Genomic DNA, 20244 nt, shown 5'->3' on the forward strand with positions numbered 1-20244 from the left:
GCGTGGCATCAGCGCGATGCAACGCACCGGATCCAGAACAAACGGAGCACGAGAGATGAGTCAAATCGAAGTAAAAGTACCGGATATTGGCGATTTCAAGGAAGTCGAAGTCATTGAAGTCCTGGTCAAGGTAGGCGATACCATCAAAGTCGAACAATCCCTGCTGACGGTCGAATCCGACAAGGCCAGCATGGAAATCCCATCCAGCCATGCCGGCGTGGTCAAAGAGATCCGCGTGAAGATCGGCGACAAGGTCGCCGAAGGCTCCGTGGTCGTGATCGTTGACGCCGAAGGCGCGGCTGCTGCACCAGCAGCCGCTCCGGTTGCCGCCGCCGCAGCAGCCCCTGCCGCCGCAACGGCATCCGCGCCGGCCGCTCCGGCACCTGCGGCTGCTCCGGCAGCTTCGGGCGGCTTGCAAGATATCCTCGTCCCCGATATCGGCGATTTCGCCGAAGTCGAAGTGATCGAGCTGCTGGTCAAGGTCGGCGATACCGTCAAGGTCGAGCAATCGCTGCTGACCGTCGAATCCGACAAGGCCAGCATGGAAATCCCGTCGAGCCATGCCGGCGTGATCAAGGAACTGAAAGTCAAGATCGGCGACAAGGTTGCCAAGGGTTCGCTGGTTGCCGTGGTGGAAGCCAGCGGCGGTGGAGCAGCTCCCGCAGCGCCTGCCGCAGCGGCGCCAGCGCCGGCAGCTTCGGCTCCGGTAGCTGCAGCGCCTGCAGCTCCTGCATCGGCGCCGGCCGCTGCTCCTGCCATGGCGGTCGCTGCCGTCACGCCGAGCTCCGTCAACAAGTCGCATGCGTCGCCATCGGTGCGCAAGTACGGCCGCGAACTCGGCGTCGATCTGACCCGCGTGGTCGGCACCGGCCCGAAGAACCGCATCCTGCAGGAAGACATCCAGAAGTTCGTCAAGGCGGCGCTGGCCGGCGCTGGTACGGCGGCTTCCGCTCCGGCCAAGAACGGCAGCGGCGTTGGTCTGGATCTGTTGCCATGGCCATCGCTCGACTTCAGCAAGTTCGGTACGACCGAACTGTTGCCGCTGTCGCGCATCAAGAAGATCAGCGGTCCGAACTTGCATCGCAACTGGGTCATGATCCCGCACGTCACGCAATTCGATGAAGCCGACGTGACCGAGCTGGAAGAATTCCGCAAGACCTCCAACGATGCCTACGCCAAGGCCAAGTCGCCGGTCAAGCTGACCATGCTGGCGTTCGTGATCAAGGCCAGCGTCTCGGCGCTGAAGAAATTCCCGGCGTTCAACTCCTCGCTGGATGCCAAGGGCGAAAACCTGATCCTGAAGCAGTACTACAACATCGGCTTCGCCGCCGACACGCCGAACGGCCTGGTGGTGCCCGTGATCAAGAACGCCGATCAGAAGACCATCGGCCAGATCGCCACTGAAATGGGCGAGCTGTCGGCGCAAGCGCGCGACGGCAAGCTGAAGCCTGCCGACATGCAAGGCGCGACCTTCACCATTTCGTCGTTGGGCGGCATTGGCGGCACGGCCTTCACGCCGATCATCAATGCACCTGAAGTGGCGATCCTGGGCTTGTCCAAGTCGATCATCAAACCGGTCTGGGACGGCAAGCAATTCGCGCCGCGCCTGATGCTGCCGACTTCGCTGTCCTATGACCACCGCGTGGTCGACGGCGCAATGGGTGCGCGCTTCTCGGCCTATCTGGCCGAAGTGCTGGGCGATTTGCGCAAGTCGCTGCTGTAATTGTTGCCGTTGCGCCGCGCTGATGAAAATCAGTGCGGTGCTTTAGCTTCAGGCACAAACAAAGCGGCGTCGCGCATCCATTCGTGAATGAGACAGCGCAGCGCAAACAAGCGAACAACAGAATTTACGGAGTAAAGACATGAGTCTGAGCGAAGTCAAAGTCCCCGATATCGGCGATTTCAAGGAAGTGGAAGTAATCGAATTGCTGGTCAAGGTTGGCGACACGATCAAGGTCGAGCAATCGCTGATCACCGTCGAGTCCGACAAGGCCAGCATGGAAATCCCGTCCAGCACGGCTGGCGTGGTGAAAGAATTGAAAGTCAAGGTAGGCGACAAGGTTGCCGAAGGTTCCGTGCTGTTGCTGGTGGAAGCCAGCGGTGATGCGGCGGCTGCACCTGCGCCTGCTGCCGCACCGGCCCCAGCTGCGGCTGCGCCGGCAGCAGCGCCCGCCGCCCCGGCAGCACCTGCTCCGGTTGCCGCCACCTTCGGCGGCTCAGCCGACATCGAATGCGACATGATGGTCCTCGGCGCCGGTCCCGGCGGCTATTCCGCTGCGTTCCGCGCCGCCGACCTGGGCATGAACACCGTGCTGGTCGAGCGCTATTCGACTCTCGGCGGCGTGTGCCTGAACGTCGGTTGTATTCCATCCAAGGCGCTGCTGCACGTTGCAGCCGTCATCGATGAAACAGCCGCGATGGCCTCGCATGGCGTGACCTTCGCCAAGCCGGAAATCGACATCGACAAGCTGCGCGCCTACAAGGAAAAAGTCATCGGCACCATGACCGGCGGTCTGGCCGGCATGGCCAAGGCGCGCAAGGTCAACGTCGTGCAAGGCGTCGGCCAGTTCGTCGGCGCCAATCACATCGAAGTGACCGCAGCCGACGGCAGCAAGAAGACCGTCAAGTTCAAGCAAGCCATCATCGCCGCCGGTTCGTCGGTGGTGAACCTGCCGTTCGTACCGCAGGATCCACGCATTGTCGACTCGACCGGCGCGCTGGAACTGCGTCAGGTGCCGAAGCGCATGCTGGTCATCGGCGGCGGCATCATCGGCCTGGAAATGGCCACCGTGTATTCCACGCTGGGCGCACGCATCGACGTCGTCGAAATGATGGACGGCCTGATGCAAGGCGCGGATCGCGACATGGTTAAAGTTTGGCAGAAGTTCAACGAAAAGCGTTTCGACAACGTCATGCTGAAGACCAAGACGGTCGGCGTGGAAGCATTGAAGGAAGGCATCAAGGTCACCTTCGAAGCCGCCGAAGCCGGCGCCAAGGCGCCGGAACCGCAAGTGTATGACCTTGTGCTGGTGGCCGTCGGCCGTAGCCCGAACGGCAAGAAGATCGCCGCCGACAAGGCCGGCGTGACCGTCACCGATCGCGGTTTCATTCCAGTCGACAGCCAGATGCGCACCAACGTGCCGCACATCTTCGCCATCGGCGATCTGGTCGGCCAGCCGATGCTGGCGCACAAGGCCGTGCACGAAGCGCACGTTGCCGCCGAAGCCGCAGCCGGCGAGAAGAGCCACTTCGACGCCAGCGTCATTCCTTCGGTGGCTTACACCGATCCGGAAGTGGCATGGGTCGGCATCACCGAAGACGAAGCCAAGGCCAAGGGCATCAAGCTGGAGAAGGGCCACTTCCCGTGGGCCGCATCCGGTCGCGCCGTTGCCAACGGCCGCTCGGAAGGTTTCACCAAACTGCTGTTCGACGCTGAGACCCATCGCATCGTCGGCGGGGGCATCGTCGGCACGCACGCCGGCGACATGATTGGTGAAATCGCACTGGCGATCGAAATGGGTGCTGATGCCGTCGACATCGGCAAGACCATCCATCCTCACCCGACGCTGGGCGAATCGATCGGCATGGCGGCGGAAGTCTACAAGGGCGTTTGCACCGACTTGCCGCCGATGCGCAAGAAGTAATCCGAGTAATTCGCACGCCGGGCACTACCGGCAAGCGGAAGGAAAAACGGCTGACATCGCAAGATGCCAGCCGTTTTTGATTGCCTGCGCTATTCAGTTCCGAGCGAGCTGATCGGCATCAGCCGTTGATAATGCGCATGCCTTCCTCGGTATAACGCGGGCCGGCGGCGGCATCGACTGGGAACAGCCGGTTCAGTTCTTCCAGGTGCGACGCCGTCAGCGCGACTGCCAGCGCGCCGCTATTTTCCTCCAGATAGGTGCGGCGCTTGGTGCCGGGAATCGGCACGATATGCTCGCCTTGCGCCAGCACCCAAGCCAACGCCAGTTGCGACGGTGAGCATTCGTAACGCGTTGCGAGCTCTTTCACCTTCTCCACCAAAAGCAGGTTCTTCGCAAAGTTTTCGCCTTGGAAGCGCGGATTGTGGCGACGGTAATCGTCTGCTTCGAACTGGTCCGGACGGGTAATGGCGCCGGTCAGGAAGCCGCGTCCCAGCGGGCTGTACGGCACAAAACCGATGCCGAGCTTGTTGCACGTTGCCAGCACGCCTTGCTCCGGATCGCGTGTCCAGAGCGAGTATTCGCTTTGCAGCGCGGTGATCTTGTGAACCTTGCTGGCGCGCTCCAGCGTCTGCGACGATGCTTCCGACAAACCGATGTGACGGATCTTGCCGGCCTTGACCAGATCGGCCAGCGCGCCCACGGTCTCTTCGATCGGTGTGCTCTGATCGATGCGATGCTGGTAATACAGGTCGATGGTCTCGACGCCCAGGCGTTTCAGGCTGCCTTCGACCGAAGTGCGGATGTAATCGGGTTTACCGTTGACGCCGCGCGCCGCCGGATTGGCCGGATCACGCACGATGCCGAATTTGGTCGCAATGAATACCTGGTCGCGCTTGCCTTTGATGGCCTTGGCGATCAGTTCTTCATTGATATGCGGACCATACATGTCGGCCGTATCGAGAAAGCAGATGCCGAGCTCCAGCGCGCGATGGATGGTAGCGATGGATTCGGCATCGTCGCGGTTCGAATAGAAATCGCTCATGCCCATGCAGCCGAGGCCGATGGACGAAACGGTCGGGCCGTCAGCGCCGAGCTTGCGAGTGCCGACTTGCGTTGCCGGTTTTGCTTGTTGAGTTGTTGCGTTCGTTGGGTTTGTTGCTGTGGTCATTGGAAGCGTCCTCGATAGATTGCTGGTGAGTGACGACGACCGGTGGCAGCGCGGCCTCCATGTCCTCATACATCTTGACCTTCATATGCAGGATGGACAGGTTGCTTTGCAGTTCGGCGATCGTCTCTTCCACGGTGCGGGCATGCTGTTGCAGCAATGCTTTCCGTGCAGACACACTTTCCGCCGTATTGCCGGCGCGACGCAGTTCTGCGTAGCGCAGCATGTCGCGGATCGGCAGACCGGTCGAACGCAGCTTGAGCAAGAATCCAATCCAGAGCAGATCTTCTTCGCGGTACAGTCGATGCGTATTGTCCTGGCGCGCGATCGGATCGAGCAGGCCGATCCTTTCGTAATAGCGCAGGGTGTGCACCGACAAACCGGTCTTTGCGGCAGCTTGTTGTATGGTCAGGGAAGTGGTCATGTGAGGCAGTCTAGAAGTTGGAGCGCACTCTAAGTCAAGAGGGGATTTTGACTTATTTCAAGACCATCGGGGGATTTTGCTGAAAGGGCGCTCGCGAGGCCGATACGGATGCGCAAGCGCCCTGTCTTTCCTGCGGGACGATTTAGTCGTCGGCGTTGATGCGGGAGATCAGCGTCTTGAGTACTTCTTCGGCGCGATCGTTTTCAATCTGGCAAGTACCGGCGTTCTCATGTCCGCCGCCGCCGTATTCCAGCATCAAGGCGCCGATGTTGGTCTTGGAGGTGCGGTTGAGGATGGACTTGCCGGTGGCGAACACGGTGTTCTGGTTCTTCAGGCCCCACAAGACGTGGATGGAAATGTTTGTTTGTGGAAACAGTGCGTAGATAATGAAGCGATTCCCGGCAAAAATCACCTCTTCGTTGCGCAAGTCCAGCACCACCAGGTTCTTGTGCACGGTGGCGCAGCGGCGGATCTGTTCCTTGCACTTGTCGGCGTGCTCGAAATACAGCTCGCGGCGCTCCTTGACGTCCGGCGTCGCCATGATTTCTTCGATCGTATGCGTTTTGCACAGCTCGATCAGATCCATCATCAGGTTGTAATTGGAGATGCGGAAGTCGCGGAAGCGGCCCAGGCCGGTGCGCGCATCCATCAGGAAGTTGAGCAGATCCCAGCCTTCCGGATTGAGCACTTCCTGTTCGTTGAAGCGCGCGGCATCGCCCTTGTCGACCGCCGCCATCATGTCGCCCCACGATGCCGGGAAGGCTTTCTCGCCGCCGTAATAGTCATAAACCACGCGCGCAGCCGATGGCGCATCAGGGTGGATCACGTGGTTCTTGCGTTCACCGGTGTGGCGGATGGTTTCGGACAAATGGTGATCGAACGCAATGTGCACGCCGGGCACGAAGGGAAGGTTGGTGGTGATGTCGTTGTCGCTGATGGCGATTTTTCCGTCCTGCATGTCTTTGGGATGCACGAACAGGATTTCATCGATCATGTTCAGATGCCTGAGCAGCACTGCACATACCAAACCATCAAAGTCGCTGCGTGTTACCAAACGGTATTGTTTTGCTTCCGACATCATCGTCCCCTTTATAAATAGAATATTCATTGCGTCCCGGCGCCATGGCGCCCCCCGGCAGGCTCTGGAACAGTGGTTAATCATACAACCCAAATTTGGACATGAATAGCAGAAAAATGCGCGGCCGTCGTCGCCCCGCGACGAGCCCCGCGCCAGCAAAGTTTCGGCGGCTGTGCAAAGATAGCGGCTTTCGCCAGAAAGCCGTATGCGACCGTCTCCCGCAAGATGCACGCTGCATCTCCGACAGGGGGCGGCCCCATCCGGCTTTCCCCATCTGCAACTCAGGAGAAGTGAATGAGTCACCATTTTGATCCCGCCCCCATCGCCGCAAAATTCGGCATCCCGGCAGCCGATCTCGGCATCGAACTGATCAGCCATGTACTGGACGGCGTCGAGTATGAAAACGTGCTGCTGTTCAACAACAAAAACACAGTGCCGGTGGCCGGCGTGATTTCCATTCCCAACTATTTCGGCATCAGCCAGAAGGCGCTGGAAGTCACCGCGACCATCATCGGCCTGGGCCCGCATCAGGCAATCCTGGTCGGCGACGTCTACGGCAAAACCGTACGTCCGACCACGCCCGATGAAGGCGTCGCCGCCATCGTCCCGCTGAAGAAGGAGCGTGCCGAACTGCGCAAGCGCATGAATGCGGTGCTCGACGCATTCAAAGGCCAGGACAAGGTCAAGCTGAACGGCAAGCTCGGCGCCAGCGGCTTCTGCTTCGGCGGCACCGCCGCGCTGGAACTGGCGCGCTCGGGCGCTGCCTTGCAGGCGTTCGTTTCGGTGCATGGCGCGCTCGACACGCCAAATCCGGAAGATGCAAAAAACATCAAGGGCGCCATCCTGGTGCTGCACGGCGTGCAGGATCCGTCGGTGCCGCGCGATCAGGTCAACGCCTTCATCGATGAGGTCAGCGCCGCCAACCTGGATTGGCAACTGGTCAACTATGGCCAGGCCGGCCATTCATTCACCGATCCTGATGCCAAGAATCCGGGCTTTTTCTATCACCAGAAAACGGCTGAGCGCGCATCGGTCGCGTTGAAGAACTTCTTCGCTGAAAAGCTCGCCTGATCCGATTCAGGGCAGACAATAAAAAACGGCCGGCATCGCAAGACGCCGGCCGTTTTCCTTGAGCGAGAAGAATTACTCTTTCACCGCTCCGGTCATGCCCGATACGTAATATTCCACGAAGAAGGAATACACCACCGCCACCGGCAACGACCCCAGCAGTGCGCCCGCCATCAGCGCGCCCCAGTGATACACGTCGCCATCGACCAGCTCGGTCACGATCCCCACCGGCACCGTCTTTACTTCCGAGGAAGAGATGAAGGTCAGCGCGTAGATGAACTCGTTCCACGACAGCGTGAAGGCGAAGATGCCGGCCGAAATCAGACCAGGGACCGCCAGCGGCAGGATGATCTTGATCAGGATTTCCCAACGCGTGGCGCCGTCGATCAGTGCGCATTCTTCCAGCTCATACGGAATCGAGCGGAAGTAGCCCATCAGCAGCCAGGTGCAGAACGGAATCAGGAAGGTCGGATACGTCAGGATCAGCGCCCAGCGCGTATCGAACAGGCCCAGCTTGAACACGATTGCCGCCAGCGGGATGAACAGGATCGATGGCGGAATCAGGTACGCCAGGAAGATGCCCAGGCCGACTTGCTTGGAACCCTGGAAGCGCAGGCGTTCGATGGCATACGCCGCGAACACGCTGGCCGCCAGCGAGGCGAAGGTCGACACCACCGACACGATGACCGTGTTCAGCAGCCACGCCGGATACTGGGTTTCAAACAGCAGCTTCTTGAAGTGGGCCAGCGTCGGCGCCACCACCCAGAACGGATTGCCGGTCTGACGCAGCAATTCGTTGTCGGGTTTGAAGGCCGTGATCACCATCCAGTAGAACGGGAACAGCAGCACGAACACGAAGATGCCCAGCGGGATATACGTCGTGATCCAGCGGCGCGGCACCGATTGCAGGAAATCCATGCCTTGCGTTTCCTGCTGCAGGTCTTTTGACTTCTTGCTCATTTGTCACCTCCTTGTTGCCAGCCGCGACGTTGCAGGCCGAAGTACGAAAACATGATGGCTGCGAGCAGGAAAGGAATCATGTAGGTTGCCAGAGCAGCGCCTTCACCCAGCGAACCGCCAGGGATGGCGCGTTGGAACGACAGCGTCGCCATGAGATGCGTTGCATTCAACGGACCGCCGCGTGTGAGCACATAGATCAACTGGAAGTCGGTGAAGGTGAACAGCACCGAGAACGTCATCACCACCGCGATGATCGGCGTCAGCAATGGCAGCGTGACATAGCGGAATTGCTGCCATGGCTTGGCGCCGTCGATCGCCGCCGCTTCATACAGCGAAGGCGAGATGGTCTGCAAGCCGGCCAGCAGCGAGATCGCCACGAACGGAATGCCGCGCCAGACGTTGGCGACCACGGTGGAAATCCGCGCCAGCCAGGGTTCGCCGAGGAAATCGATGTAGTGATCGATCAGGCCCATCTTCACGAGTGCCCAGCTGATCACCGAGAACTGCGAATCGTACATCCACCAGAACGCCAGCGCCGACAAGGCGGTCGGGACGATCCATGGCAGCAGCACGATGGCGCGGAAAAAGGATTTGAGCGGCAGGTTCTTGTTGAGCAGGATCGCCAGCCACAAGCCGAGCACGAACTTCAGGATGCTGGCGGTGATGGTGTAGAACAGCGTGTTGAACAGCGACAGCTGCGCCAGCGAATCGCCCAGCAGGTAGGAATAGTTGTCCAGTCCGATGAAGCTGCCTTCGCCACCGATTTTTGTATCGGTGAAGCCAAGCCAGATTCCCAGTCCGAGCGGGTAAGTAAGAAACACGACAAGCAGTAATACGGCAGGCGCCATGAACAGCATGCCCAGCACATTACGGTTGTTCAGCAGTCGGGATAACATAAGCAGACCTCGGTAAGCGTGATGACTGCGTCCGCACGGCGGCTGCCGGTGCGAACGCATGTTTTGCTCCTTGCTTCGCCTGCTCCGGGCTCATGAATGTCAGGAAGCCGAAGCAGGGTAGAGCAGGTTTTTACGCTTTGTAGAAGCGTTTGGCCCGATCGGCAGCGCGGTCGATTGCTTGCTGCACGGTCTTCGAACCGCTGGCCGCTTCCGCCACCATGTCGACCACCACGTAGTCGGCCATGCAGGCGGCAGACGCCTGGCCCAGCGGACCTTCGTGGCCGTGGTCGATCATCAGGGCAGCCGAATCGCGATACACGGTGGCCTTCGGATCCGACGTCCAGATGGCGTTCTTTTCGTAGGCCTTGAGCGATTGGCTGACGTAGCCGATGGATGCTTCCATCCATGGATTGTATTGCTCGGGTTCGAACATGAACTGCACGAACGCCTTGGCCGCATTCGGGAACTTGGTGTGCTTGAAGATCATCATCTGCGTGATCTGCATCAGTTCCGTCGGCTTGCCGGCAGGGCCGACGGGGAAGTGGGCGTGTTGCGTGTCTTTCGCCATTTCCTGCAACTTCGGATCGGTCGAATTCTTGGCCGCGTAGTACACCGAAATGCCGTTGGCGGTCATGCTGATCTGGCCGTCCAGGTAAGCCTTGTTGTTCGACGGATCTTGCCAGGACAGTGTGCCCGGGATGAAGGTCGCATACAGCTGCTTGGCGTATTCCAGCGCAGCGCGGGTTTCCGGCGAATTGATGGCGACCGCGCCTTTCTTGTCGACCAGCTTGCCGCCATGCGACCACAACAGCCAGTGCGCCCAGTTATTGGCGTCGCCGACGGCTTTGCCGAGTGCGAAACCGACCGGTGTGTTTTTGGCTTTGAGGGCCTGGCACATCTTCAGGAAGCCGGCGGTATCCTTCGGCACGGCGTCGAAGCCGGCTGCCTTCAACTGGCTTTCGCGATACACCAGCGCATTGCCGACCACGCCGACCGGCAGCGCGATCCATTTACCGTCCTTGGTGCCGTATTTGCGGCAGACGTCGTACCAGCCGCCCAGGCGGCTGCCCAGCGATGTCGCCAGGTCGGTCAGGTCGATCAGCTTGGTCGGATATTGTTGCGGGTCATCGAACCAGCTCATCACGATGTCCGGGCCGGAGCCGACGTTGGCGGCAACCGCGGCCTTCGGACGCAGGTCTTCCCAGCCTTCGCTGTCGGTGCGCACGGCGACGCCGGTCTTCTCGGTGAATTTCTTCACGTTTGCATTCCACAAGTCTTCATCGCCCTGGACGAAACGCTTCCAGCGCAGCACGCGCAGCGTGGCGCCTTTTTCGATGTCGAACTTCAGGCCGGCGCCGGTGGCGGCAGGCGCGGCTGGTGCGGCGAATGCATTGGTGGTGGCTACTGTCGATGCCGCAGCGACGGATGCGCTGGCGGCCAGGAAATTACGTCTGGTCAGCTTAGTCATGTCTCCTACTCCTTCTCTTCTGATGAAAGTGAATGGGCCCAGGTTTTAAGGCTTTTTATTTTTACTTGCTGTACTACAGGGACTGCTTTGTTAAAAGTATTGCGAATAACGACGATCAACATCCTCAGTCGCGCGCCAATGTCTTGCCGCTATCGGCGTCGAACAAATGGGTGCTGCCGTGTTCCGGCACCAGCGTGATGGTGTCTCCGGCCGAGAAGTCGTGACGTTCGCGGAAGATCGATGTCAGGCTGGTGTCGCTGAAGCGTGCATACACTTCGGTATCGGCGCCGGTTGGTTCGACCACGACGACCTTGGTGTTCATGCCGCTGCCGGCCGGACCGATGCTCAGATGCTCGGGACGCACGCCGTAGACTACGCGCTGGCCGTCGACGCCGTCCAGGCCGCGATGCGCATATGGAGCAGGCAGGCGCGTGCCGTCGGCGAATTCGACTTCAGCCTTGTCGGCATTGCGACGCAAGGTGGCGGGGATGAAGTTCATCGCCGGCGAGCCGATGAAGCCGGCCACGAAGATGTTGGCAGGGCGGTCGTACAGTTCGAGCGGACGGCCGCGCTGTTCCACCAGGCCGTCGCGCATGACGACGATCTGGTCGGCCATGGTCATCGCCTCGATCTGATCGTGGGTGACGTAGACCGAAGTGGTCTTCAGGCGCTGGTGCAGTTCCTTGATCTCGGTGCGCATCTGCACGCGCAGCTTGGCGTCGAGGTTGGACAGCGGTTCATCGAACAGGAACACCTGCGGATCGCGCACGATCGCGCGGCCCATCGCCACACGCTGGCGCTGGCCGCCGGAGAGCTGGCGCGGATAACGTTCCAGCAGCGTGGTCAGGCCGAGGATTTCGGCGGCCTTCTTGACCTGCTGCTGGATGAATGACTTGTCCTTCTTGGCCAGCATCAGCGAGAACGCCATGTTGTCGTTGACCGTCATGTGCGGATACAAGGCGTAGTTCTGGAACACCATGGCGATGTCGCGGTCCTTGGGCTGGACGTTGTTGACGACGGTGCCGCCGATGGAGATTTCGCCTTCGGTGATTTCCTCGAGGCCTGCCAGCATGCGCAACAGCGTCGACTTGCCGCAGCCGGAAGGGCCCACGAGCACTGCGAACTCGCCGTCGGCGATGTCGATGTCGACACCGCGGATAACCTGGGTGCTGCCGAATTGTTTCTTGATGCCGCGAATCTGTACTGATGCCATGCCTTGCTCCTCGTCTATATCCTCGTTTTTGTGTCTGCGATAAACCCTTTCTTGGAGGGCTTCGCACATTTAGAGCCACTAACAAAACGCCGCTGGCGGCGTTGCTTCTCCTAGCCGTACTTTCGTACTCTTCGTCGGCGCGCCTTGCCACCGACATTTTGTTAGCGGCTCTTGCTTCTGATACCTGCGCCGTTTTGGTTTTTATGGTTTTCGGCGGTACTGAGAGATACAAAATGACAGCCACTATCGCTACGTCGGTAACGCCATGACAGTGGACATAGTTACATCGTCGTTCTTCGTACCTCTCTGCGTTGCCCGGGCTGCTGCTCTGCTACGGATTGCTGTGAGATGCCGTGCTGCGTCTGCTGTTGTTGCCGTTACGGTTGCGGACGCAGTCGGTGCTCGTTAGTATTGTTGTCTCTGCTTTTGTTTTACTTCTTCCGGCCTTCCACCACCACATACGACGGGCGTCCATTGCGGTCCCAGTCGATCAGGTTCTGCGCTGCCTTGCGACGCAGTTCCTTGGCGGCGACTTCGGAATAGAAGGCGGCGTGCGGCGACAATAGCACACGTTTGTGCTGGACAATAGCGGAACTTGTCTCCGGTGGTTCGACCGGCAGGACGTCCAGTCCGGCGCCCTTCAGATTGGTGTCGAGCGCCTTCAGCAAGTCATCGATATTGACCAGTCCGCCGCGTGCCGAATTGACCAGGAAGCTGTCCTGTTGCATCAGTTTCAACACCGACGAATCGATCATGCCGCGGGTTTCGTCGTTGAGCGGCGTATGCAACGACACCACATGCGCCTGCCTGAACAATTCTTCCTTGCCGACGCGTTCCACATAGGCCGGGAAGTCGCCGTCGATGATGTGCGGATCGTAAGCGATCACGCGCTTGAACAGGTTGCGGCTGATATGCGCCATGCGCTTGCCGATGCGGCCGAGACCGACGATGCCGATGGTCATTTCGGAACAGCGCTGGATCTTGCCGGCAGTGGTGTAATGCCATTGGCCGGACTTGACGTCGCGGTCGTAGCCGGTGATGTTGCGGATCAGGTCGAGCGCCATCGCCAGTGCATGCGTGGAGACTTCGCCGACGCCGTAGTCGGGCGAGTTGCCGACCCAGACGCCGTGTTTGGCGGCGTCGTCGGTATTGATGGTGTCGAAGCCAGCGCCGTAGCGGCTGGCGATGCGGATCTCGGGACGTGCGGCAAACACCTTGGCATTGACGGGCGCATATTGAACCAGCAAACCTTCGCAGCCTTCGGCGGCCTTGATGACCTCGTCTTCGGTGCGGCATTGCGCCGTCACCACTTCGACGCCGGCGTCGCGATACAGCGCCAGCTCAAGATCAACATCGGGGAAATCGTAATCGGTAATCAATACTTTCATTGCTTCATGTCTCCATATGTCGCAGTCAAAACAGGCGGAAGTTCATTTTTTTCGGTCATCGCTCCCTTAAGGGGAGTGCGCCTGATACTTCCGCCGGCTTGTTTGTTGAAAAATCAATTCAGATTCTTGCCTGTGCCGTCAGTGGTTATCCTTGGGAATGCCGGAGCCGCTCTTGCCGACCAGGAAATCGAGGTCGGCGCCAAGATTGGCCTGTTGCACATGATCCACGTAAAGCTTGACCCAGCCACGATCCGCAGGTGCTTTCGGCGCTTGCCACAAGGCCCGGCGGCGTGCCAGTTCTTCGTCGCTGACATGCAGGTGCAGCTTGCGCGCGTCGACGTCGAGCTCGACCAGGTCGCCGTCCTGCACCAGCGCCAGCGGACCGCCCGCGGCGGCTTCCGGCGTCACGTGCAAGACCACGGTGCCATAAGCGGTGCCGCTCATGCGCGCATCGGACACGCGCACCATGTCGGTAATGCCTTTGCGCAGCACCTTCGGCGGCAGCGGCATGTTGCCCGCTTCGCCCATGCCGGGATAACCCTTGGGACCGCAATTCTTGAGCACCAGCACGCAGTTCTCGTCGACGTCCAGATTCTCGTCGTCGATCCGCTTGTGCAGGTCGTCGCTGTTCTCGAACACCACGGCGCGGCCGGTGTGTTTCAGCAAGGACGGCGTCGCGGCCGATGGCTTGATCACCGCGCCGTCCGGGCACAGGTTGCCGTGCAGGATGGCGATGCCGGCGGCCGCCTTGAACGGTGTGTCGAAGGCGTGGATGACGTCGCGGTTCCAGTTCGGCGCGTCCTTGCAGTTGTCCCACAGGGTCTGGCCGTTGGCCGACAGGGCGCTCTTGTCGATGACGCTCTCAAGCTCGCGGATCACCGAGGGCAGGCCGCCTGCGTAGTAGAAATCTTCCATCAGGTATTTGCCCGACGGTTGCAGGTTGACCAGGCACGGCAGCTTCTGGCCGATCTTGTCCCACTCTTCCAGCTTGAGGTCGACGCCGATGCGGCCGGCGATCGCCAGCAAGTGGATCACGGCGTTGGTCGAGCCGCCGATGCCGGCGTTGACGCGGATGGCGTTTTCGAATGCGGCCTTGGTCAGGATCCTGGACATGATCAGGTCTTCCTTGACCATCTCGACGATACGGCGACCGGAGTTGCGCGCCAGCACGTTGCGGCGCGCATCAACGGCCGGAATCGCCGCGTTCCCCGGCAGGCTCATGCCCAGCGCTTCCACCATGCTGGCCATGGTCGAGGCCGTGCCCATGGTCATGCAGTGGCCGTGCGAACGGTGCATGCAGCTTTCGGCTTCGAAGAATTCTTCCTGCGACATCTGGCCGGCACGCACTTCTTCCGACATCTGCCATACGCCGGTGCCGGAACCAAGTTCGCCGCCACGGTATTTGCCGGACAGCATCGGGCCGCCGGAGATGCCGATGGTCGGCAGGTCAACCGACGACGCGCCCATCAGCAGCGCAGGCGTGGTCTTGTCGCAACCCATCAGCAGCACCACGCCGTCGAGCGGATTGGCGCGGATGGATTCTTCGACGTCCATGCTGGCGAGATTGCGGAACAGCATCGCAGTCGGACGCATCAGCGTTTCGCCGAGCGACATTACCGGGAACTCCAGCGGGAAACCGCCGGCTTCCCAGATGCCGATCTTGACCTGTTCGGCCAGCGCGCGGAAGTGCGAATTGCAGGGTGTCAGTTCAGAGTAGGTATTGCAGATGCCGATGACCGGACGGCCATCAAATTGATCGTGCGGAATGCCGCGGTTCTTCACCCAGGAACGGTAGATGAATCCATCGCGGTCTTGCCGGCCGAACCATGCCTGGCTGCGGCGTGTGAATGTCTTGGTGTCGCTCATGTTCTTTCCTTTTTCCTTATGGCGCGCCTGGTCGTGAAGGCGCCAAGAATGCTGTCTGTATCGGATGGCTGTCGGAAGGATCAGTGGCGAATATTGCTTTGGTCGAAAAAGTAGCGGGAGAAATCCATCAGGTGATACGCCAGCATGGCGTCGCCGTTGCCGGCATGGCCGAGATGACAGAGATAGCGGGAGGTTGACGCAGCGCAGGCGCCGGATTGCACACGCGCGGAAACGGAAAAGGACGCCGCTGCCAGGCCGCGCATGCGCGGCTGCGGAACGATGGAATTACACCCCCGGCTAGCTAAGTTCTTCAATGCCTGTCTCCAGTGCTGCGGTATGGTCCGCCGGCAGTTTCTGCTCTTGTATTTTTATGCGTGCAAACCGCTGGTGAAAATGTATTCAGCAACGGCCTGCGTCGTCAAGATGCCAGCGAGTCTATTTCAGCATCCGGACTTTGGTCAAGTGGTAATACCAGATTTGTCATACATCTTTTCATCGGCGTCTTACGCATGTTTTCGTTCATGCCTCCATGATGCCCAATGGTGCGTTGCGGCGTAGATGAATTATTTTCGTGCATGCTTTTCGGCCTTGACAGTGAGGGGGTGATATGAAATTCTTTTCTCGTTCTGGTAAGACCACATGACCGCTTGACAAGATTTTGTCAGGAAACAAAAGCAAGGAAAAAATAAAGAAAATACCAGCACGGAGAGAGGGATAAGCCGACACAGATCGCGCTGCATGGTTCATCGACGGATTTGCAATGAATCCGTACGCAACAGGCGAAACTGCCTGCTTTTACCATCTAACGGAGGAGAGACAATGATGGGAATACGTAGAAATCTGTTGAAGACAGTCATCGCCGCAGCCGCGGTTTTAAGCTTTGGTGCTGCACATGCGGCATGGCCGGATCGGCCGGTGACGCTGGTCGTGCCGTGGGGCGCAGGCGGCGGCACCGACGCCACTGCACGTATCATCGGCGCGTTGCTGGAAAAAGAACTGGGCCAGCCCGTCAACGTCGTCAACCGCACCGGCGGCAACGGCGTGGTGGGTCATCAAGCCATCGCGGGCGCCGCCCCGGACGGCTACACCATCGGCCTGGCCACGGTGGAGATCGCCATGATGCACCATCAGGGCCTGACCCAGCTGAGCTACAAGAATTACACGCCGATCGCGCTCATGAATTTCGATCCGGCCGCGCTCACCGTCAGCGCCGAATCGCCGTACAAAACTTTCGACGACCTGCTCAAGGCAGTCAAGGCCAATCCCGGCAAGCTCAAGGCCTCCGGTACCGGCCAGGGCGGCATCTGGCATCTCGGCCTGGCCGGCATGCTGAGCGACCTCAAGCTGGAGCCGACCGCAGTGCGCTTCGTGCCGTCCAACGGCGCCGCGCCGGCGATGGTTGATCTGGCCGCGGGCGGTGTCGACATCGTCGCCGCTTCGCTGCCGGAAGCACGTTCCCTGATCGATGCCGGCAAGGCGCGTCCGCTGGTGATCATGGCCAACGCACCGGCCGCACTGTATCCCAAGGTGCCGACGCTGAAGAGCCTGACCGGAAGCAACTGGACCATCGGCGCCTGGCGCGGCATCGTCGCGCCCAGGAACCTGCCTGCCGATATCCAGACCAGGTTGGCCGGACACCTGCAGAAAATCTACAACAGCAAGGAGTACAAGGACTTCATGGGTGGACGCGGCTTCGGCACGATGTATGCCGACTCGGCCGAGTTCGGCAAGTTCATGGAGAAAAGCGACAGCGACATGGGGCAGATCCTGAAGACCCTGGGCATGGCGAAGTAGCCAGCTTGCGGACGGTCCCGGTTGACCGTCCGCGCGTATATTTTTTCGCGCGGTTTCACATCACGTCACGTGGCATGTGACGAAGATGAGGAGCCATGATTGAATCCGCCGTACCTCCGAACTCTGCTGCCATGAAAATCAACGATACCGTTTCCGGAATCCTGCTGGCGATATTCGCCGCCGCGATTTACGTCTACTCGGCGAACCTGCCCACGATGGCCCAGCAGATCGGGCCGGGCCTGTTCCCTCAAGCGCTGGCCGTAGCCTTCCTGATCTGCGCGATCCTGCTCATGGTCAAGGGCGTGCGCGAAAGACGCGCTTCCGGCGAAAGCTGGGTCAGCCTGCCCGAATGGGCCGGCGAGCGGCGCGCCGTGTTCGCCTATGCGCTGGTGCTGTTGTCGCTGGTGTTTTACATCTATGCCTCCGAGCCCCTGGGCTTCCTGCCGACGGCGACCATCCTGCTGCTATCCCTGTTCGCAACCTTCGGCGCACGCCTGGTGGTTGCGCTGCCGGTCGCCCTCGCCAGTGCGCTGGGCATCCACTACATCTTCTACAAACTGCTGAAGGTCCCGCTGCCGTGGGGTCTTCTCAAGTCCGTGGCCTGGTAAAGGAGCGACCATGCTTGCCAATATCTATACCGCCTTCGGGCTGGTGTTTGACCCTTACGTCCTGGCGGTGATTCTCGGTTCGTCCATGTTCGGACTGTTCATGGGCGCGATTCCCGGCCTCAGCGCCACCATGGCCGTGGCCTTGCTGGTCCCGGTGACTTTCTTCATGCCCCCCGTGCCGGCGGTGGCGGCGATGGTATCGGCCACGGCGATGGCGATTTTCTCGGGCGATATCCCCGGCTGTCTGTTGCGGATTCCGGGCACGCCGTCATCGGCGGCCTATACCGATGAAGCCTATGCCATGACGAAAAAGGGGCAGGGCGAAATCGCGCTCGGCGCCAGCCTGGTGTTCTCGGCGGTGGGCGGTTTGTTCGGCACCTTCGTACTGATCCTGGCCGCGCCGGTACTGGCGGAGCTGGCGCTGAAGTTTTCTTCGTTCGAATACTTCTGGCTGGTGCTGATGGGCCTGACTTGCGCGATTTTCATTGCGTCGGACAATGCGCTCAAAGGTTTCGTCTCGCTGTTCATCGGCATGTTCATCGCCTCCATCGGCATGGGCAATCCGGCCGGCGTGCCGCGCTTCACGTTCGACAACGCCGACTTGCTGAGCGGCGTGTCGCTGGTGCCGCTGATGGTCGGCATGTTTGCGATGTCCGAGGTGCTGCGCTATGCGGTTTCCAAAGACCAGGCGATGACCATCCCGGACGGCAAGGTCGGCAACGTCTTCAAGGGCATGTGGGCATTGACGGTGAAATATCCGAAGTCGATCCTGCGCGGCAGCGTGCTCGGCACGCTGGTCGGCATCTTGCCCGGTGCGGGCGCCGACATCGCGGCCTGGATGTCGTATGCGATGAGCAAGAAGATGTCGAAGGAGCCGGCGAAGTTCGGCACCGGCCACCCGGAAGGCATCGTCGAGTCGGGCGCCGCCAACAACTCGGCGCTGGCCGGCGCGTGGATTCCGGCGCTGGTGTTCGGCATCCCGGGCGACTCGATCACCGCCATCGTGATCGGCGTGCTGTACATGAAGAATCTGAACCCCGGTCCGATGATCTTCGTCGAAAATCCGGTCTCGATGTATGCGATCTTCATCGTCTTCATCCTCGCCAACCTGCTGATGCTGCCGCTGGGCTACTGGTGCATCAAGGTGTCCAAGCGCATACTCGGGGTTCCTCGTAATCTGCTGATGCCGTTGATCCTGTTGTTCTGCATCGTCGGTTCGTATGCCACCAACAACAGCGTGTCCGACGTCGGCATCATGCTGGTGTTCGGCCTGCTGGCTTACCTGATGGAAGAGAACGGTTTTCCGGTCGCGCCGGCGGTGCTGGGCGTGGTGCTGGGCGGCATGCTGGAAGAACATTTCGTCACCTCGATGATCAAGGCCGATGGTGAATTCCTTGCCTTCTTCAACCGGCCCATCGCCGGTACCTTGGGCGTGGTGACGATATTGCTGTGGCTGTTGCCGCTGGTCATGCGCGGTTTGCGCAAGAAGCCGGTAATCGCATGAGATTTTTATAACGAAAGGATGGTTTGCAACATGGCTGCACCCGAACGTTTTTCCGCCGTCGAACTCAAGCAGTTCTCCACCCAACTGCTGCAAAAGGCCGGCCTGCCGCTGGAGCCTGCCGCTTCGGTGGCGAGTACGCTGGTCGACGGCGACCTGCTGGGCCACGATACCCATGGCCTGGCTTTGCTGGCGCCGTACGTGAAAGAAATCGAGAAGGGCGGGATGACCACTTCCGGCGAACCGGAGGTGGTGTCCGACCGTCCCGCCGCGCTGGTGTGGGACGGCCGTCGCCTGCCCGGACCGTGGCTGGTGCACAAGGGCATTGATGCGCTGATTCCGCGCGCGCGCGAGCTCGGTACGGCATCGCTGGCGATTCATCACAGCCATCACATCGCCTGCCTCGCGGCATACCTGCTGCGCGCGACCGAAGAAGGTTTCCTGATGGTGTTGTCGAGTTCCGATCCGGCGGTGCACAGCGTGGCGCCGTTCGGCGGCACGCGCGCGGTGTTCACGCCGAATCCCATCGCCGCCGGTATTCCGACTTCGGGTACGCCGTTCCTGGTCGATATTTCCGCCTCGATCACTACCAACGGCATGAGCAATCGCCTGCACAAGGCCGGCCAGCAATTTGAAGAAGAATGGCTGCTCGATGCACAAGGCAACGCCAGCCGTGATCCCGCCGTGTTCGCCGCCGATCCGCCGGGTACGATTTTGCCGCTGGGCGGTTTGTCGGCCGGTCACAAGGGGTTCGGCCTGGCGGTGCTGATCGAAGCGCTGACCGGCGGCCTGTCCGGCTTCGGCCGCGCCGATCCGCCGGCTGGCTGGGGCGCCACCGTGTTCATGAGTTTGTATGATCCCGCGGCGTTCGGCGGCGAGGCGGCGTTCAAGCGGCAAATGGATCACATCGCCGAAGCCTGCCGCAACAATCCACCGCGACCCGGCGTGGAAAAAGTGCGCATGCCCGGCGACCGCGGCATGGCGCGCCGTGCGCAGCAGCTGGAGCAGGGGGTTGCGCTGCATCCGACGATTGCACCCGGATTGCGCGAGGCTGCACAGCAATATGGTCTGAGTTTCCCGGCAGCGCTGGGCTGATTGCTCTACATCACCCTTCATCGCCCGTTGCTGCGTTGGCGGCGGCGGGCGGCAAGCTGGTCATTCGCTTGTGGTG

The 20244-nt window shown here is 60.4% G+C and carries 17 protein-coding genes; 7 read left to right on the forward strand and 10 right to left on the reverse strand.

Annotation, left to right across the window (positions count from 1 at the left end; all coding sequences use genetic code 11):
- Positions 1-55 precede the first annotated feature (55 nt).
- Both aceF and lpdA read left to right on the forward strand, forming a co-directional pair.
- Positions 56-1723 (forward strand): dihydrolipoyllysine-residue acetyltransferase, encoded by a 1668-nt coding sequence (gene aceF, locus DXT88_RS07925; protein ID WP_265212485.1) that lies wholly within the window; start codon positions 56-58, stop codon positions 1721-1723.
- 139 nt (positions 1724-1862) lie between these two features.
- Positions 1863-3644 carry a dihydrolipoyl dehydrogenase gene (gene lpdA, locus DXT88_RS07930; protein WP_265212487.1) on the forward strand — a complete coding sequence of 594 codons (1782 nt, stop codon included), beginning with the start codon at positions 1863-1865 and terminating at the stop codon, positions 3642-3644.
- Between the two features lie 118 nt (positions 3645-3762).
- On the opposite strand, the gene DXT88_RS07935 is transcribed toward lpdA, so the two are convergent.
- The 3 genes from DXT88_RS07935 to DXT88_RS07945 all read right to left on the reverse strand — a co-directional run bounded on the left by DXT88_RS07935 (position 3763) and on the right by DXT88_RS07945 (position 6311).
- Complete coding sequence (locus DXT88_RS07935; RefSeq protein ID WP_265212489.1) at positions 3763-4812, reverse strand: aldo/keto reductase; 1050 nt, start codon at positions 4810-4812, stop codon at positions 3763-3765.
- Positions 4727-5233, reverse strand: coding sequence for a MerR family transcriptional regulator (locus DXT88_RS07940; RefSeq protein WP_016835557.1), 507 nt, complete (start codon positions 5231-5233; stop codon positions 4727-4729). The genes DXT88_RS07935 and DXT88_RS07940 overlap by 86 nt, the downstream gene beginning before the upstream one ends.
- Before the next feature lie 142 nt (positions 5234-5375).
- Positions 5376-6311: an exopolyphosphatase gene (locus tag DXT88_RS07945; RefSeq protein ID WP_265212492.1), complete on the reverse strand. Its 936-nt coding sequence runs from the start codon at positions 6309-6311 to the stop codon at positions 5376-5378.
- A gap of 294 nt (positions 6312-6605) precedes the next feature.
- On the opposite strand from DXT88_RS07945, the gene DXT88_RS07950 reads away from it, so the two are divergent.
- Complete coding sequence (locus DXT88_RS07950; RefSeq protein ID WP_265212494.1) at positions 6606-7382, forward strand: dienelactone hydrolase family protein; 777 nt, start codon at positions 6606-6608, stop codon at positions 7380-7382.
- Between the two features lie 72 nt (positions 7383-7454).
- Here the strand turns inward: DXT88_RS07950 and DXT88_RS07955 are convergent, their stop codons facing one another.
- The 7 genes from DXT88_RS07955 to DXT88_RS07985 all read right to left on the reverse strand — a co-directional run bounded on the left by DXT88_RS07955 (position 7455) and on the right by DXT88_RS07985 (position 15433).
- Positions 7455-8339: a carbohydrate ABC transporter permease gene (locus tag DXT88_RS07955; RefSeq protein ID WP_016835554.1), complete on the reverse strand. Its 885-nt coding sequence runs from the start codon at positions 8337-8339 to the stop codon at positions 7455-7457.
- A complete protein-coding gene (locus DXT88_RS07960) occupies positions 8336-9235 on the reverse strand; it encodes a carbohydrate ABC transporter permease (protein WP_016835553.1) in 900 nt (299 codons plus the stop codon). The genes DXT88_RS07955 and DXT88_RS07960 overlap by 4 nt, the downstream gene beginning before the upstream one ends.
- Before the next feature lie 130 nt (positions 9236-9365).
- On the reverse strand, positions 9366-10703 hold the full coding sequence (locus DXT88_RS07965) for an ABC transporter substrate-binding protein (protein ID WP_016835552.1): 1338 nt from the start codon (positions 10701-10703) through the stop codon (positions 9366-9368).
- A gap of 124 nt (positions 10704-10827) precedes the next feature.
- Entirely contained in the window at positions 10828-11916 is a 1089-nt protein-coding gene (locus tag DXT88_RS07970) for an ABC transporter ATP-binding protein (protein ID WP_016835551.1), read from the reverse strand.
- Between the two features lie 431 nt (positions 11917-12347).
- Complete coding sequence (locus DXT88_RS07975; RefSeq protein ID WP_265212500.1) at positions 12348-13304, reverse strand: C-terminal binding protein; 957 nt, start codon at positions 13302-13304, stop codon at positions 12348-12350.
- 138 nt (positions 13305-13442) lie between these two features.
- A complete protein-coding gene (locus DXT88_RS07980) occupies positions 13443-15170 on the reverse strand; it encodes an IlvD/Edd family dehydratase (protein WP_265212502.1) in 1728 nt (575 codons plus the stop codon).
- A gap of 80 nt (positions 15171-15250) precedes the next feature.
- Positions 15251-15433: a hypothetical protein gene (locus tag DXT88_RS07985; protein WP_265212504.1), complete on the reverse strand. Its 183-nt coding sequence runs from the start codon at positions 15431-15433 to the stop codon at positions 15251-15253.
- 556 nt (positions 15434-15989) lie between these two features.
- Here DXT88_RS07985 and DXT88_RS07990 point away from each other — a divergent pair.
- The 4 genes from DXT88_RS07990 to DXT88_RS08005 all read left to right on the forward strand — a co-directional run bounded on the left by DXT88_RS07990 (position 15990) and on the right by DXT88_RS08005 (position 20168).
- Complete coding sequence (locus DXT88_RS07990) at positions 15990-16964, forward strand: Bug family tripartite tricarboxylate transporter substrate binding protein (RefSeq protein ID WP_265212505.1); 975 nt, start codon at positions 15990-15992, stop codon at positions 16962-16964.
- Between the two features lie 131 nt (positions 16965-17095).
- On the forward strand, positions 17096-17572 hold the full coding sequence (locus DXT88_RS07995; protein WP_016835547.1) for a tripartite tricarboxylate transporter TctB family protein: 477 nt from the start codon (positions 17096-17098) through the stop codon (positions 17570-17572).
- 10 nt (positions 17573-17582) lie between these two features.
- The gene (locus DXT88_RS08000) at positions 17583-19076 is read left to right on the forward strand and encodes a tripartite tricarboxylate transporter permease (protein WP_265212506.1); all 1494 of its coding nucleotides are present in this window, start codon (positions 17583-17585) and stop codon (positions 19074-19076) included.
- A 30-nt stretch (positions 19077-19106) separates the two neighbouring features.
- The gene (locus DXT88_RS08005; RefSeq protein ID WP_265212508.1) at positions 19107-20168 is read left to right on the forward strand and encodes an Ldh family oxidoreductase; all 1062 of its coding nucleotides are present in this window, start codon (positions 19107-19109) and stop codon (positions 20166-20168) included.
- The last annotated feature ends 76 nt before the right edge of the window (positions 20169-20244 follow it).

The sequence above is a fragment of the Herbaspirillum lusitanum genome (genome assembly GCF_026127345.1).
Taxonomy (GTDB): domain Bacteria; phylum Pseudomonadota; class Gammaproteobacteria; order Burkholderiales; family Burkholderiaceae_D; genus Herbaspirillum; species Herbaspirillum lusitanum.